Origin of the sequence: Lactobacillus sp. ESL0260 (genome assembly GCF_003692935.1) — a bacterium.
Classification (GTDB): Bacteria; Bacillota; Bacilli; order Lactobacillales; family Lactobacillaceae; genus Lactobacillus; species Lactobacillus melliventris.
In genome coordinates this window covers 136,371-151,604 of the sequence record NZ_REHO01000011.1, presented here as the reverse complement: position 1 = coordinate 151,604, position 15,234 = coordinate 136,371, and the positions used below count along the sequence as shown (strand labels likewise).

16 protein-coding genes are annotated in these 15,234 nt (G+C 36.9%); 13 read left to right on the top strand and 3 right to left on the bottom strand.

Annotated features, from left to right (window positions below; genetic code table 11):
• The first annotated feature begins 7 nt into the window (after positions 1-7).
• Genes smc through F5ESL0260_RS05540 form a run of 3 tightly spaced genes read left to right on the top strand, consistent with a single transcriptional unit; the run spans position 8 to position 6,262 of the window.
• A complete protein-coding gene (gene smc / locus F5ESL0260_RS05550) occupies positions 8-3,571 on the top strand; it encodes a chromosome segregation protein SMC (RefSeq protein WP_122026183.1) in 3,564 nt (1,187 codons plus the stop codon).
• 2 nt (positions 3,572-3,573) lie between these two features.
• Positions 3,574-4,806, top strand: a complete 1,233-nt coding sequence (gene ftsY, locus F5ESL0260_RS05545) for a signal recognition particle-docking protein FtsY (protein ID WP_122026182.1) — start codon at positions 3,574-3,576, stop codon at positions 4,804-4,806.
• A 31-nt stretch (positions 4,807-4,837) separates the two neighbouring features.
• A complete protein-coding gene (locus F5ESL0260_RS05540) occupies positions 4,838-6,262 on the top strand; it encodes a C69 family dipeptidase (RefSeq protein ID WP_122026181.1) in 1,425 nt (474 codons plus the stop codon).
• 72 nt (positions 6,263-6,334) lie between these two features.
• On the opposite strand, the gene F5ESL0260_RS05535 is transcribed toward F5ESL0260_RS05540, so the two are convergent.
• Entirely contained in the window at positions 6,335-7,768 is a 1,434-nt protein-coding gene (locus tag F5ESL0260_RS05535) for an APC family permease (protein ID WP_199700507.1), read from the bottom strand.
• A 364-nt stretch (positions 7,769-8,132) separates the two neighbouring features.
• Here F5ESL0260_RS05535 and ylxM point away from each other — a divergent pair, with 364 nt between their 5' ends.
• From ylxM to F5ESL0260_RS05500, 7 genes are all read left to right on the top strand, one after another.
• On the top strand, positions 8,133-8,474 hold the full coding sequence (ylxM, locus tag F5ESL0260_RS05530) for a YlxM family DNA-binding protein (protein WP_122026180.1): 342 nt from the start codon (positions 8,133-8,135) through the stop codon (positions 8,472-8,474).
• 4 nt (positions 8,475-8,478) lie between these two features.
• The gene (gene ffh / locus F5ESL0260_RS05525; RefSeq protein WP_122026179.1) at positions 8,479-9,906 is read left to right on the top strand and encodes a signal recognition particle protein; all 1,428 of its coding nucleotides are present in this window, start codon (positions 8,479-8,481) and stop codon (positions 9,904-9,906) included.
• Between the two features lie 85 nt (positions 9,907-9,991).
• Entirely contained in the window at positions 9,992-10,264 is a 273-nt protein-coding gene (gene rpsP / locus F5ESL0260_RS05520; RefSeq protein ID WP_038523039.1) for a 30S ribosomal protein S16, read from the top strand.
• A gap of 72 nt (positions 10,265-10,336) precedes the next feature.
• Positions 10,337-10,852: a ribosome maturation factor RimM gene (gene rimM / locus F5ESL0260_RS05515; RefSeq protein ID WP_122026178.1), complete on the top strand. Its 516-nt coding sequence runs from the start codon at positions 10,337-10,339 to the stop codon at positions 10,850-10,852.
• Positions 10,842-11,567, top strand: a complete 726-nt coding sequence (gene trmD, locus F5ESL0260_RS05510) for a tRNA (guanosine(37)-N1)-methyltransferase TrmD (protein WP_122026177.1) — start codon at positions 10,842-10,844, stop codon at positions 11,565-11,567. The genes rimM and trmD overlap by 11 nt, the downstream gene beginning before the upstream one ends.
• A gap of 117 nt (positions 11,568-11,684) precedes the next feature.
• Entirely contained in the window at positions 11,685-12,032 is a 348-nt protein-coding gene (gene rplS, locus F5ESL0260_RS05505) for a 50S ribosomal protein L19 (protein WP_034981588.1), read from the top strand.
• Between the two features lie 97 nt (positions 12,033-12,129).
• A complete protein-coding gene (locus F5ESL0260_RS05500; RefSeq protein ID WP_122026195.1) occupies positions 12,130-12,897 on the top strand; it encodes a nucleoside phosphorylase in 768 nt (255 codons plus the stop codon).
• A 225-nt stretch (positions 12,898-13,122) separates the two neighbouring features.
• Here F5ESL0260_RS05500 and F5ESL0260_RS05495 read toward each other — a convergent pair whose 3' ends face one another.
• On the bottom strand, positions 13,123-13,422 hold the full coding sequence (locus tag F5ESL0260_RS05495; protein WP_122026176.1) for a hypothetical protein: 300 nt from the start codon (positions 13,420-13,422) through the stop codon (positions 13,123-13,125).
• Between the two features lie 59 nt (positions 13,423-13,481).
• Here F5ESL0260_RS05495 and F5ESL0260_RS05490 point away from each other — a divergent pair, with 59 nt between their 5' ends.
• Positions 13,482-13,856, top strand: a complete 375-nt coding sequence (locus tag F5ESL0260_RS05490; RefSeq protein ID WP_110446207.1) for a MerR family transcriptional regulator — start codon at positions 13,482-13,484, stop codon at positions 13,854-13,856.
• A 37-nt stretch (positions 13,857-13,893) separates the two neighbouring features.
• On the opposite strand, the gene lexA is transcribed toward F5ESL0260_RS05490, so the two are convergent.
• Positions 13,894-14,517, bottom strand: coding sequence for a transcriptional repressor LexA (lexA, locus tag F5ESL0260_RS05485; protein WP_110446206.1), 624 nt, complete (start codon positions 14,515-14,517; stop codon positions 13,894-13,896).
• A 143-nt stretch (positions 14,518-14,660) separates the two neighbouring features.
• Here lexA and F5ESL0260_RS05480 point away from each other — a divergent pair, with 143 nt between their 5' ends.
• Positions 14,661-14,909 (top strand): DUF896 domain-containing protein, encoded by a 249-nt coding sequence (locus F5ESL0260_RS05480; protein WP_046325031.1) that lies wholly within the window; start codon positions 14,661-14,663, stop codon positions 14,907-14,909.
• 69 nt (positions 14,910-14,978) lie between these two features.
• Positions 14,979-15,194, top strand: a complete 216-nt coding sequence (locus F5ESL0260_RS05475; protein WP_046325029.1) for a YneF family protein — start codon at positions 14,979-14,981, stop codon at positions 15,192-15,194.
• Positions 15,195-15,234 lie beyond the last annotated feature (40 nt).

The window sequence follows — 15,234 nt, the reverse complement described above, 5'->3', positions numbered from 1 at the left end:
TGAGTGTGTGCCACTAACTGAACTAATAATTGACGGCTTTAAATCTTTTGCCGAAAAAACAAAAATAGAATTCGATACTGGTATTACTGGCATAGTTGGTCCTAATGGTAGTGGTAAAAGCAATATTACCGAAGCAATAAGATGGGTCATGGGAGAGGCAAGCGCCAAGTCTTTGCGGGGCTCAAACATGAAAGACGTGATATTTGCGGGCAGTGAATTTCGTAAGCCAGCTAATCACGCTGAAGTTTCCCTTATTTTTGACAATAAAAAAGGTGAACTAAATTTTAAAGATGACCAGGTAATTGTAACTCGGCGAATTTTACGGTCGGGAGACAACGAATACTTAATAAATCAAAAAAGTGTTAGACAACGTGATGTCCGAGCCTTATTTCTGGATTCTGGCATTTCACAAGAAAGCTTAGCCATCATTTCACAGGGACGGGTTGATCAAGTATTAAATTCTCGTCCTGAAGAGCGGCGCTCACTATTTGAGGAAGCAGCTGGAGTGTTACATTTTAAAAAGCAAAAAGAAGAAGCAAAAGTTCAATTACAACAGACCACCGATAACTTAGTGCGCATCAATGATTTAGTCAAAGAACTGGAGCAGAGAATTGAGCCACTTCATGAACAAAGTTCTCTCGCAAAGGAATATCAATTTCAGAAAAAAGGTCTGGATCATGAACTAAAAACTTTATTAGCTTTTGAAATTCAAGACTTAGATAAACAAAAACAGGCGGTGCAAGAAAAAGCTGACCAAAATCAAAATCTGTTAGCAAAGTTGGACCAAGAAGTTAAAGCATCTCAGAGAGCGGTAACTGACAAAAGAAAAGAATTTCAAACTTTAAATGCTCAAAAAGATCAAGTCCAAAATGATTTATTTTCGTTGACAAAAAAACTTTCCGAAATAAATACACATTTGCAAGTTTCGGAGCAGAGCAAACAGTATAATGAAGCTACTAAAAAAGAATATCAGTCCAAATTAAGCGACTTAAAAGAGCAGATAGTGAGTACCAGAAAGGAAACAACTAATCTGCTTGAAGAAGAAAGCTATCTAAAAAAAGAACAAGAGGAACTGAATAATAAGAGAATAGGGTTAACGGCACAGCTTAAAGAAAACCCGGAACAACTGAACCAAAATTTAGAGCAGCTGCGATCAAATTATATTCAGTTGTTACAAGATCAAACTTCTAATAATAATGAAATTGTTTATCTTAATTCTGAACTAAAAAAGCTTAGTGATAATACCCAACTGCAAACAGAAAATGTTTCTGACGAACTAAAAACAGAAAAAGCTGAACTTAATAGACTTCAGGTCGAAGGCAAAAGGCTTAAACAAGATTATCAAAATAAGAAACAACAGGTAAAGGAGCTATCTGAAGAGCAAGAACTAACGCAAAATAATTTATTGACTTTGCAAAATTCTCTTTCTACAGAAAGCCAACAATTCAGTCAATTAAGGGCACGCCATGATGCACTGGAAAATATCCGTAAACGTCACGAAGGGTATTTTTATGGTGTTAAAAATGTGCTAAATAATTTAGCAGATTACCATGGTGTTATAGGGGCTGTGGGTGAATTAATTACTTTTCCTGCAAAATATGAAGTTGCCATGGCTACGGCTCTGGGTAATGGAGTTCAAAATTTAGTAACTGCAACAAAACTGGATGCTCGGGATGCCATTAACCAGTTAAAAGAAAATCGTGCTGGACGAGCTACTTTTTTACCCCTTGATAGCTTGCGGGAGTATTCAATCCCTTCCTCGACGATTAATACGATTTCTTCTTTCTCTGGCTTTCAGGGTATTGCAAGTGAAATAGTAAAAAGTTTGCCTGGTCAAAATATTACGCCTGCAATTAACTATTTGCTTGGTAATACCATAATAGTTGATACCATTAACAATGCGCTGAAAATTAGGCAACGCGTTTCTCGCTATCGTATTGTTACGCTTGATGGCGATGTTATTTCACCTGGTGGTTCAATGACAGGAGGAGTGCGTAATCAAAAAAGTAATTCTCCGCTTCAAACTACAGCAGAACTTGGTGAACTAAAGAAAAAAATTGGCAAATTACAGCTGAAAATAAAAAATAGCGAAGCAGATTTAGCTGTTGTCAATAAGAAAAATAATGTTTTGCTAAAAAAAGTAAAAGATGCACAAGCAAAGCTCCAAAATCTGAAACAGAATTTAGGTGAGACAGCACTTTCGTATCAAAATCAGGAAAAAGAAGTTAACAGGTTAAAGGCTGCTAATAGTTTATTTGAACAGCAAAAAGAAGAACGCAATCAGGAAATTGATTCCACTAAGCAAAAGATTATGCAAGCGGAAAAAGAAAAGAAGAGATTTCAAACAGAAATCTCTCAGCAAAAGCAAAAAATTAGTGATCTGCAACTGCGGATTAAAAACTTTACTGAACTAAATCATGCTATTCAGTCCAAGTTGAACGAGCTTGATCCGCAGATTGCTGTTTATGCCAACAAGTTGGAAAATATTACAAAACAAATATCTGAAAAAAGGCGGGATGCAAACCAGCAGCAAAAACAAATTGCCACTTTAGAGCAAAAATTAAATGAACTTAAGCAGAATAATCTTCTTGATCATAAAAAAAAGACAGCTTTTGAGCAGGAAAAAAATGATGGCGCCGTTAAGAAGCAGAAATTACAAAAGCAGCTTAATAGTCTAAGTTCTAAACTGGGCCAGTATGATGCACAAATTAACCAGCTTGATCAGGTGGCAAGCCGAAATTATGATCTGCGTAAAGATGCGGCTGCCGAGCAAAAAGAATATTCTGTCAAAATAGCGCAATTAAATAGCCAGATAGACCAGCGTTTAGATACCCTGAGTTCTGATTACTCGTTAACATATGAAGCAGCTTTGAATCAAGCAGAAAAGGAAAATACCGAAGCAAATCGTGCCCAACTGCAAAAAGATGTGAAATTGCATCGTATGTCTATTGCTGATATCGGGCCAGTTAATCTAAAAGCAATTGAAGAGTATGATAATGTTAAGAAACGGTATGATTTTCTTAATGCTCAACAAAATGACTTGCTAAAAGGGCGAGATAATTTAGAAGAATCAATGTCAGAACTTGATCAAGAAGTTTGTAATCGGTTTAAAACAACTTTCACTGCTGTAGCTAAAAGCTTCAGTGAACTATTCCCAGTTGTTTTTGGGGGCGGTAGTGCCAAGCTAGTCTTAACTGACCCAGATCATTTATTAGCTACCGGTATCGAAATTATAGCTCAACCACCAGGAAAGAAACTGCAAAGACTCAGTTTACTTTCTGGTGGGGAACGGGCATTGACCGCAATCACACTTCTATTTGCCATGCTAAAAGTTAAGCCAGTACCATTTTGCGTGTTGGATGAAGTCGAGGCTGCGTTGGATGACTCTAATGTCACTCGCTTTGCCAATTTTTTAGAAGAATATGACATGCATACTCAGTTTATTGTAATCACACATAGAAGGGGCACAATGGAAAGAGCAGATCAGCTTTATGGGGTTGTAATGCAAGAATCAGGAGTTTCACAAGTATTATCCGTTTCTTTAAAAGAATTAAAAAATGAGGTGAAATAAAATTGGGTTTATTTGATAAAATAAAAAAATCATTGTTTGGTGAAAATGACGAAACCAAAAATAACGAAAATAGTGCTCAACCTAAAAACGAAAGTCCTAAAGAGGATCAAGACGTTTCCGCTGAACAAATAGAAGATGAAAAAACAAAAATTACTAAAGACGGTAGTAACGAGTCAGCTGCAGTAGAAAAAGATTCTGCTGAGACAGATGAATCTGAAAAGCAAAATGAAGATTCTACTACTTCATCGCTGGAGCAGACTCCAAATGAAGAAGCTGAGGACGAAACAGCTAGCGAAGATCAGAATGAAACTGAGTTATATGAAAAAGGCTTGGAGAAAACGAATCAAGGTTTTGGTGCTAGATTAAATCGCTTTTTCGCACAGTTTAGAACAGTTGACGAAGATTTCTTTGACGATTTGGAGGAGCTACTAATTGAGTCTGATGTTGGCTATGAAACAGCCGAAGAACTGACAGACGAACTGCGTGATGAGGCTAAATTGCAAAAAGCCAAATCACGAGATGACCTAAAAAGGGTGATAGTAGAAAAATTAGTTGACCTTTATGATGAAAGTGGTAATTCAGAAAATGAAAAGCTAACTGTTCATAATGACGGTAAACCAAATATCTATCTCTTTGTCGGAGTCAATGGCGCCGGTAAAACCACTACAATTGGCAAATTGGCAAAACGCTTTAAGGACCAAGGTAAGTCTGTTCTTTTAGCTGCAGCTGATACATTTAGAGCTGGTGCAGTTGAACAACTGTCTGAATGGGGAGAAAGAGTTGGTGTTTCTGTTGTAACTGGCAAGGAACAAGCCGATCCGGCTTCTGTTGTTTATGACGCCACGACAAAGGCTCTGCAAGAAAATTATGATTTTTTACTTGTTGATACAGCTGGTAGATTGCAAAATAAAAAGAATTTAATGAACGAGCTGGAAAAGATTGAGAGAACAATAAAAAAGCAAGCTCCAGAGGAACCTACTGAAACTCTTTTAGTACTTGATGGTTCAACGGGGCAAAATGCATTATTGCAGGCCAAAGACTTTGATAAAACTACCAAACTAACAGGTTTGGTGCTCACTAAGTTAGATGGTTCCTCAAAAGGTGGGGTAGTCTTAGCAATTAGAAATGAAATGAAGTTGCCGGTAAAATTAGTTGGTCTAGGTGAAAAGGCAAGTGATTTGGCAGATTTTGATGCTGCAAATTATGCAGTTGGACTATTTCATGATTTAATTTAAGAATAAAATTTGTGCAAAAGGAAGATACTTAATGAAAGAATACAGTGCGTGTACAACAATTTTAGTAGGTAAAAATGCGTCAGTTGATGGTTCAACTATGATTGCTCGGAATGACGATACTTTTCGTCCTATTACGCCGCAAAAGTTCATTATCAGACCTGCAGCTAAAAATGAATCTGGGCGAAAAATTAAGTCTTGGTTGAATAATTTCAAATTAGACCTACCAGAAAACGCCCAGGCAGTCCCTGCTGTACCTAACGTTGACTATAAAAATCGCGGCTATTACGATGAGAGCGGCATTAATCAAAAAAATGTTGCTATGTCTTGTACTGAATCGACATATGGCAATGAACGTGCACTGGCTTTCGATCCCCTGGTAAAGGACGGGCTTGACGAAGATTGTATGCAATCTGTTGTGCTGCCATATATTGATTCTGCTAGAAACGGAGTTGAATATTTAGGAAAACTGATTGCCAAATTCGGTTCGCCAGCAGGTAATTCAGTTCTCTTTAGTGATAAAGATGAAATATGGTACATGGAAATAGTTACGGGCCATCATTGGGTTGCTCAGCGTATTCCAGATGATGCCTATGCGATAGCAGCCAATCGGGTTTCAATTGAACAAGTGGATTTTGATGATTCGGACAACTTTATGTGGAGCGAAGGCATTCAAGAGTTTGTGGCGCAACATCATTTAAACGTTGATCATCAAGGTTGGAATTTCCGTCATATTTTTGGTACCTATAGTCAGCAAGATCGATTTTATAATACTAACCGCGTATGGTACGGCCAAAAATATTTTAACCCTGAAATTGAACAAGAACCCACTGACGGTGATTTACCATTTATTCGGCGTGCGGCGAAGAAAATAACCAGAGAGGATATTGAATTTGTCCTCGGCAGTCATTACCAAAACACACCTTATGATCCATTTGGTAAAGGAACAGAGGAGCAAAAACACCGTTTTCGGCCAATTGGATTAAACAGAACCCAAAATTCTCATATCTTGCAAATTAGAAATGATGTTGATCATGATAAAGCTGCAATTATGTGGTTGTGCATTGGTGGTCCAACTTTCACCCCGTTTGTACCATTTTTTGCTAATATGAAGGACACGGATCCTTCATACAATAATACTTCAATGGAATATAATCTCACTGATGCTTGGTGGTACTATAAATCACTTGCAGCCTTGGTAGAAACCCACTATCCGCAATTTGTGCAATTGGATACAGATTATTTAAATGAATTGAACCAATATTATCGTCGCCGGGTTTATGATGTTATTAAAGCAGCAGGAACTAAAAATGGTAGTGAATTGACTACATATTTAACCAAAGCAAACCAAGAGACAGTTGCTTATACCAGAAAACGGTCTGAAAAATTTTGGGCACAAATGATGATAGACTCAATCAACATGTCAAAATTAACTTTTAATATGGATGAAAAACTGTAACTGCTATTTGGACATTTAAAAAGTCTGGAAAAAACTTTCCAGACTTTTTTGTTAGCTATAAGTTAAATAATTTTAATTCTTTGAGTTTTTGTTCATGGCTGAATGACGAATACCATAAACAAAATAAATGACAATCCCTATTAGTGACCAGATTAGCATGTATTTCTTTGCTTGCAGATCTAATCCCCAAAAAACAGCAAAAGAGCCGAGGAAAGCTAAGAAAGGCAGAACTGGGTACCAGGGCATTTTAAAAGCCGGATCGGCAATATCTCTTCCTTCACGTGGTCTCAAACGGTAAATACCGATTGAAACAAACATGAAAGCTATCAAAGTACCGGCAGAAACTAATTGTGTTAAAAATGAAAAGGGAATAAAAGCTGAAATAATAATCGCAATTATTGCCACAGTCCATAATGAGTTTGCGGGACGGTGATTATTATTTAATTTACCCAGTTTATTAGGAATCATACCATCACGGCCAAATGAATATACCAAGCGAGAACTTGCCATACATAAGCCTATCAAAGCCGTAAACATTCCTAAAATAGCAACCGATTGTACTATGGTGGCTATGTGAGTAAAACCGGTCTTTCTCAAGGCATATCCGACTGGTTCAGCAGAATTTAAATATTGCTGGTAAGGAACCATACCCACTAAAACCAGGCTCACGGCAACAAAAAGCACCACTGCAATTAATAATGAGCCGATAATTCCACGCGGCATAGTCTTTTGGGGATTAACAGCTTCAGCCGAGTTTGAAGCGATTGTATCAAAGCCTAAAAAGGAGATATAAATCATTGAAACTCCGGCATAGATTCCTTGCCAACCTCCAAAAGGGCCGTGACTTGTAGTACGATAATGAGGTATGAAAGGAATAAAATTAGCTTTTTTGATAACTGTTAAGCCAACAACGACAAAAAGTAAAATAGCTAGAACCTTGACAACTACTAGGATATTTTCAACTCTAGAGGCTTTAGAAACGCCAAAGCTAACTAAAAAGGCTGCTAATAAAATAGCTAATAGAGCGACTAAATCTAATAAACCGCCATCGACACCTAATGGATTAGCTAAGCTAGCAGGTAGTTTCCAGCCGAGTGGAGCAATTAGTGCACGCAAATTGGCTGACAAACCGGAGCTGATAAAAGCCATTCCTATCAAATACTCTGCTAGTAAAGCCCAGCCTGAAAACCAGCCCCAAAATTCACCGAAAATGACATTAATCCATGAGTAAACAGAGCCTGCAAAAGGCATAGCAGCAGCCATTTCTGCATAAGCAAACGCTACCAGACCAGCGACAACAGATGCTATCACACATGATATGGCGACGGCTGGACCGGTGTGTAAAGCCGCAACCTCTCCTGGCAAAGTAAAAATTGAAGTAGAAACAATTGTGCCCACACCAAGTGCCAGGAAGTCACGCACCTTGAGCGTTCTAACTAAGTGACCGTCTTTTTCTTGATAAATGCCTGGATCTTCTTTGCGATTCATTAATTGCCATAAATTCACATTAAACTACCCCTTAACTTTAGTTTATAATTTGTTTGAAAATACACTGCGTTTTTAAAAGCACTTGCTAATATTTAAATGCGAACGGGTTAAACAGTTCTTACTAACTTACCTCATTCAGATATTTTGGCAGAGATTCCAAATAAAAAACGGTACGAAATTATATAATAATATGTACCGTTTTTAGAATTTTAAGGGATAATTTATTCAAAATTGACATAGGTATCCCCAAAACCAAATTAAAAATAATGATACAGATTTACATTTCAGAAAGCAAGAATTTATATTTTTCATTTACTTAAATTTTGGCTTTCAAGATCGTCAACTTCTGACATTTTTGCTATACTGGTTCAAGGTGAGAGTAATGGACGAACTTGAAAAAAATGAAATGCTAGGCGATCTATACGCATACTATGGTAGTCTTTTAACCAAGAGTCAACAAGATTATTTTGAAGATTATTATTATAATGACCTATCTTTAGGAGAAATAGCTCTTAACCATCAAGTTTCGCGTCAAGCCGTATACGACAATTTGCGTCGTTGCCGGCGCCTGCTTAAAAAATACGAAGATAAATTGCACATGCAAAGAGATTACAACATGATAGAAGACAAATTGCTTAAAGTTACGACTGCACTTCAGAAAGGGAAGTCAGACCTAGCTTTGCAAATAACTACCGATTTAATAAACCAACTGAGGGGAGAATAATTCTATGGCATTTGAAAATTTAAGTGAGAGAATTCAAAAGGCTTTAAAAAATTTAACCGGTAAAGGGAAAATATCTGAAGAAGATATCAATAGCGCCAGTCGAGAAATCAGACTAGCCTTACTTGAAGCCGACGTTAACTTTAAGGTTGTTAAAGATTTTATCAAAAAGATTAAACAAGAAGCTTTAGGAAAAGAGGTTCAGGAAAGCCTTAATCCCGGTCAGCAGGTTATTAAAATCGTTAATGACGAATTAACCAAAATGATGGGTGAAAGCGCGGTTTCACTAAATAAATCTAAGCACATTCCTACTATTATTATGATGGTAGGATTGCAAGGTACCGGTAAAACTACCACAGTGGGCAAGTTGGCTAGCAGATTAATGCAAAAAGAAAAAGCGCGACCTTTATTAATTGCTGGTGATATTTATCGTCCAGCCGCCATTGACCAGCTTGAGCAAATTGGTGATCAATTAAACGTTCCTGTTTATAGTGAAAGAAATGAAAAAGACGTCGCTCAAATTGTCCAAAATGGGTTAAACCAAGCTGATAAAAATAAAAATGATTATGTCATCATTGATACGGCTGGTCGTTTGGAAATTGATGAACCATTAATGGCAGAACTTGAACGAGTCAAAAACGTTGCTCAGCCAGACAACATCTTGCTGGTAGTGGATGCAATGACAGGTCAAGCAGCAACTGATGTGGCCAAAGGCTTTGACAGTCGCTTAGATATTACGGGAGTGATTTTAACCAAACTTGACGGCGATACCCGTGGTGGTGCCGCACTGTCAATCAGAGCGGTTACTGGCAAACCGATCATTTATACTGGACAGGGTGAAAGATTAACTGACTTAGAGCCGTTTTATCCTGACCGGATGGCATCAAGAATCTTAGGCATGGGCGACATGCTGACTTTAATTGAAAAAGCCCAGCAGGATTATGATGCCAAAAAGGCTGAAGAAGTTGCTGAAAAGATGAAGGAAAATACCTTCGATTTCAACGATTTTGTCGATCAGATTGAACAAGTTGAAAAAATGGGTCCTCTTGATCAATTGATGAAGATGATTCCAGGAATGGCTAACAATCCACAGCTTAAAAATGTTAATTTTGATAAAAAACAAATTGTCTATATTAAAGCGATCATCTCATCTATGACTAAAGAAGAACGAGAAAATCCCGAATTGCTCAATCCAAGTCGCAGAAGGAGAATTGCAGCTGGTTCCGGTCGGCCAATTGTTGAAGTCAATAGAATGATTAAGCAATTTAAACAAGCCCGGGATATGATGAGTAAAATTACCAAGGGTAATTTTAAGGGAATGGATAACCTGCCCGGAATGAATTCACCAATGGGGCGGATGGCTATGCGTCACATGGGGAAAAAATTCAAGAAGAACAAGAAAAAGCGCATGAAAGTGAAAAGATATCATTCTTAATTTTTGCCTGTTAAGTAAAAACACTTTACACCTTTTAAATTACGTGCTATATTATTTAACGTAACTTTTAGGAGGAAATAATTTTATGTCAGTAAAAATTCGTATGCGCCGTATGGGTGCCAAGAGAAAACCATTTTACAGAATTGTTGTCGCTGATTCCAGAATGCCACGTGATGGTCGTTTTATTGAAGAAGTTGGCTACTATAATCCAGTTTCTGTTCCTAAGGAATTGAAATTAGACGAAGATAAAATTTTTGAATGGCTAAAGAAGGGTGCACAACCTTCAGATACTGTACGTTCACTACTTTCAGGTGCAGGCTTAATGAAGAAGCTGCATGATTCAAAGTTCAATAAATAGTGAAATAGTGAATCGTTTATTAAAAGTTTGAAGTCAACTGCTTCAAGCTTTTTTCTTTGAGTAGGAGAAACTATGCAATTTTATGATGTTGCGCGTATATTGTCTACCCATGGACTAAAAGGAGAGGTAAAAGTTGCTCTGATTACTGATTTTCCTGAAGAACGCTTTGCCTCAAACCAAGAACTAGCTTTAAAGGATAATCCGCAAAAAAAGTTAACGGTTAAAAGCGGTAGACCTTTTAAGCAATTTTGGCTAGTGCAATTTAATGAAATAACTGATATTGATAGTGCTGAAAAATTGCTAGGAAAAACGCTAGTTGTCAGCAAGCAAAATCAACATGATCTGCCTGATGGAGCATATTATTACCGCGATATTTTGGGTTGTGCAATCATAGATAATCAGTCAGGCAATGATTTGGGCAAAATAACTGGTATTGAGACCCCCGGTGCAAACGATGTTTGGGAAGTTACCGAACAAAATGGTAATGAATATTTAATTCCCTATATTGATGAAGTAGTTAAGAAAATAGATATTGCACATAAAAAGATTTATGTAGAACTTTTGGAAGGATTACGCAATGAAGATTAATGTATTGACGCTTTTTCCTGACATGTTTACCCCGCTCACGACTTCGATGCTTGGGCGTGGGCTAGATGATGGCAAATGGCAGCTCAATTTAGTCAATTTTCGTGATTTTACCTCTGATATTCACCATCACGTTGATGACAGTCCTTATGGTGGGGGCGCTGGCATGGTTTTGCAAATTATGCCGATCAAAAAAGCACTCGACTCAATTAAGAATAAAGGTAAAGTAATCATTACCGCGCCGCAGGGTAAAACTTTTAATCAAAAAATGGCGCAGGATTGGTCTCAAGCAGAAAACCTGACATTTATTTGCGGTCATTATGAGGGTTTTGATCAACGCGTTTATGATTTGGCTGATGAAATTGTTTCAATCGGTGATTATGTTTTGACAGGTGGTGAACTGCCAACAATGAGTATGATAGACGCTACAGTCAGGTTAATTCCCGGAATTTTAGGTAATGATGCTTCACCAGTGGAAGAAAGCTTTGCTCATGGGTTACTGGAATATCCCCAATACACTAGACCGGAGAATTTTCAAGGAATGAAAGTTCCTGCGGTTTTAACCTCAGGCAATCACCAAAAAATTGCGCAGTGGCGTCATAAAGAAGCATTGCGTGCAACTTATTTACGCAGACCAGATTTACTTGAGCAACATGCTTTAAGTGCAGAAGAAGAAAAAATGCTGGCGGAAATAAAACGTGAAGAAGATCAAACTTGATTTTACCTGGTATTTTTGCTAGTATGATTGAGGTGTAAATTTATTTTGCACTAATAGTTAGGGGTATTCCGCTGACGTAGAAAACGCTAATGAATGCCGCAGAAGGAGAAAATAAAAATGGATCCATTAATTCAAGAATTAACTAAAGAACAATTACGTGATGATATACCTGACTTCCGTGCAGGGGACACAGTTCGTGTTCATGTGCGTGTTGTCGAAGGTTCACATGAACGTATTCAGATGTTTGAAGGCGTAGTTATCAAGCGTAAGGGCACTGGCATTGGTGCCAGTTACACAGTGCGTAAAATGGCATCTGGTGTCGGCGTAGAACGTACTTTTCCTGTAAACGATCCCCGTGTTGCTAAAGTTGAAGTATTGCGTCACGGTCGTGTACGTCGTGCTAAACTTTATTACTTACGTGATCGTCACGGCAAGTCTGCTAGAATTGCAGAAAAGCGTCGCTAATTCACGCTTAAGTGAAAGAGAATCATTTCCAAAAGGGATGATTCTCTTTTTTGTTTATGTTAAAATCTTTAACAATATATTTTTATTGTGGAGGAGAATTATGAAAGAACCATTTTTATTAAATTTTGATCCTGAAAAGCAGGCTGTTCTAGAACCAGATCACGAACAAGAAATTAATAACTTTCATTTTCAGCCCAAGCTGCTGTTTGCATTCTTAACTCCTGCTGTAATCAGTGATTTTTTGGCTCGTTATCCTCATAAAAAGCTTGGATTCTTTGACTGCTTCGAAGGAGAAACTCCAATTTATGAGGTTGATTTAGACGGACAAAAAATTACTTTTTGTCAGGCAAAGATAGGTGCTCCAGCTGCTGTAGAGCTATTAGATTGGTTAATAAGCTATGGTGTTAAACAAATTTTAGCAATCGGATCAGCAGGCTGCTTAGTTGATTTACCAGAGAACTATTTTCTAGTGCCTACAAAAGCTATTAGAGACGAGGGCACATCCTTTCATTATATGAAACCAGGAACGTATATTGACTTAAAGTCAGAGTTTTTAACTAAGACCAAAAAATTGCTGAAAGAAGAAGGTCTTAAGGTTGAAGAAGTAACTACCTGGACAACTGATGGCTTCTTTAGGGAAACTGTCAAGAAAGTAAAGCAGGCCAAAGAGTTGGGAGCCTCTTGTGTAGAGATGGAATGTGCAGCAATGGCTGCTTGTGCACAATTTAGAGAGGCAGATTTTGCACAAATATTATTTACGGCAGATTCTCTTAAAGACATAGAAAAGCATGATGACAGAGGCTGGGGCAGGGATGCTCATGAGACAGCCATTAATTTGGCAGCAAATATTATTAAGGAAATTTAACCAACTTTGTGAAAAAATACTGCTGTGGAACCAAAGTGAAACAGCCGCAAAATTCACAAGCAAATAACATAAAAGCTTTAGAAACAACATTTTGAAGTATATTTTCAATATAAAGTTTGTGAATAGATTTAAAGCATTAGTTGTGGAAAGTCAATTTCTTGCCATCATGACAGTATTTTGAGAAGTTACGCTTGACTATTAACAGGAATTTTGCTAGATAAATATCTAAAAATACTTAAAGTTCAAGCAAATCAAAAGAATAGTCAAAATAAGTCTGATAAACCAGTGAGACCAAGTGATTTGTCCGTAAAGAAAAATTCCATTTGCTAGAGCGGTAAGTAAAACTGCTACTAGAAATATAGTAGTTAAAAGTGGTTTTTTTAGAAAACTTCCGGCAATAATGCCTAATGCGGACAAAATGTTGATCATGATTAGCCAAATTGGCAAACTAGTAAAAGATAAAAAGCTGGCGCTAATCATGATAACACCATATATAATATTAAATAAGATTGTAAGATATGACATTTTAATACCTCCACCAAAATTTAACCATCTGGGGTCGACCCAACGTCAAGGAAATAATTATGTATTTAAAAGAATTTGTTCAAAAGGAAAATACTACACCTGATACCGTTAGACATTATATCTATTTAAAATTATTAAATCCTGGTCGTAAGGGGAAAAACTATTGGTTTACTGAAAACGAAACTGATACTTTTGAAGCAATTAAAGAGTTCCAAGGCTTAGGCTTTTCACTTCAAGAAATAAAGGACATAAAAAAACTACACGATGAGTCGTGTAGTACTGAAAAGCAGCGTAAACAAAACTTAAAGTTAATTAAGGATAAAATCGCTGTTATAAATGCAAAAATAAACAAATTAAAGATGCAGAAAAAAGTGCTAGAAAAAGTAGGAGAAATTTTGCAAAAAAAAAGCATTATTGAAACTCGTAAAAAATAATTTTTATTTATCCCAATAATGCTATAAAGTTCCTTTGTTAAATAATAGTATTACGGTATAGACCAACTACCTTACCTAAAATGTGGACGCTTGACAAAATAATCGGTGCCATAGTATCATTTTCCGGTTGCAGGCGATAATGACCTTTTTCCTTGTAAAATCGCTTGACTGTAGCTTCATTTTCATCGGTCATAGCAACTACAATTTCTCCGTTGATTGCTGAAGACTGCTTACGGACAATGACATTGTCTCCGTTTAAGATACCAGCGTTGATCATACTTTCACCATGAACTCTCAACATGAAAAGATCTCCGGCATCGTTTGCCAGATCTGGAGGTAAGGGAAAGTAATCTTCTATATCTTCAACAGCCAAAATCGGTTGACCAGCTGTGACATCACCAACTACGGGAATTTCTTTCGGCTGGACGCCAATTGCTTTTTTACCTGCATCGGTTATTTCCAGAGCTCTTGGTTTGGTGGCATCCTTGATCAGTAGACCTTTATTTTCTAGCCTAGATAAATGGCCGTGTACAGTTGAAGTTGAAGATAAATCTACAGCATGACAAATTTCGCGTACAGTTGGAGGGAATCCCCTGTCCTCAACTGTTTCATATATATAGCGTAGAATTTGCAACTGCTTAGTATTTTGTTTAGTTGTCATAATTATCTCCAGTATTATAAACGTTTTCTTATATATTTAATTTTAGCAAAATATTTCGTATAATGCAAACAAACGTTCTAAAAAATTTATACTTTTTTTCGTTGCCAAAATAAGGTAGAATTTTTTAATTGAGAGGTGCAAAGATGAGTGAAGATCCCGAAAAAAAATTAATCAATCGTATTAATGAGCTTTATCACAAAAAGAAATCCGTAGGCTTAACTGAAGCTGAAGAGAAAGAACGTAAGGAATTACACCAGGAATTTATCAAAAATTTTAGAGCTGGCTTCAAGCAAGATGTTGAAAATTTAGTCATAATTGACAAGAATGGTAAGGAAATTACGTCTGAGAAAGCAAAGCGAGCTCAAAGAAAAAAAGGTTTAAGAAAAGATTAACTTTGATCTTTAATTTTCCTTATTTTTTAGGTAAGATATAACTATTGGACAAATTGAGGTGATTTTTTTATGAATTTAGGATTAGCGATTTTTCTGATTGTGATTGCACTATTATTGGGCCTTGTAGGGGGCTTCTATGGTGCTAGATCATATATGAAAAAATATTTTAAAGATAATCCGCCAATCAGTGAAGATATGATTGTTGCTATGATGTCTCAAATGGGCCAAAAGCCTTCGGCTAAGAAGGTCAACCAAGTGATGAACATGATGAAGCACCAAAAATAACAATTTTACTAGATTGAATTAGTGCGGCGGAGAATAATTT

Excerpts from the sequence above, each read along its gene's own strand:
- F5ESL0260_RS05495 (WP_122026176.1), bottom strand. The coding sequence starts at position 13,422 with ATGTCATATCTTACAATCTTATTTAATATTATATATGGTGTTATCATG.
- rplS (WP_034981588.1), top strand. The coding sequence starts at position 11,685 with ATGGATCCATTAATTCAAGAATTAACTAAAGAACAATTACGTGATGAT.
- F5ESL0260_RS05475 (WP_046325029.1), top strand. The coding sequence starts at position 14,979 with ATGAATTTAGGATTAGCGATTTTTCTGATTGTGATTGCACTATTATTG.
- F5ESL0260_RS05480 (WP_046325031.1), top strand. The coding sequence starts at position 14,661 with ATGAGTGAAGATCCCGAAAAAAAATTAATCAATCGTATTAATGAGCTT.
- rimM (WP_122026178.1), top strand. The coding sequence starts at position 10,337 with ATGCAATTTTATGATGTTGCGCGTATATTGTCTACCCATGGACTAAAA.
- ffh (WP_122026179.1), top strand. The coding sequence starts at position 8,479 with ATGGCATTTGAAAATTTAAGTGAGAGAATTCAAAAGGCTTTAAAAAAT.
- trmD (WP_122026177.1), top strand. The coding sequence starts at position 10,842 with ATGAAGATTAATGTATTGACGCTTTTTCCTGACATGTTTACCCCGCTC.
- lexA (WP_110446206.1), bottom strand. The coding sequence starts at position 14,517 with ATGACAACTAAACAAAATACTAAGCAGTTGCAAATTCTACGCTATATA.
- ylxM (WP_122026180.1), top strand. The coding sequence starts at position 8,133 with ATGGACGAACTTGAAAAAAATGAAATGCTAGGCGATCTATACGCATAC.
- F5ESL0260_RS05490 (WP_110446207.1), top strand. The coding sequence starts at position 13,482 with ATGTATTTAAAAGAATTTGTTCAAAAGGAAAATACTACACCTGATACC.
- F5ESL0260_RS05540 (WP_122026181.1), top strand. The coding sequence starts at position 4,838 with ATGAAAGAATACAGTGCGTGTACAACAATTTTAGTAGGTAAAAATGCG.
- rpsP (WP_038523039.1), top strand. The coding sequence starts at position 9,992 with ATGTCAGTAAAAATTCGTATGCGCCGTATGGGTGCCAAGAGAAAACCA.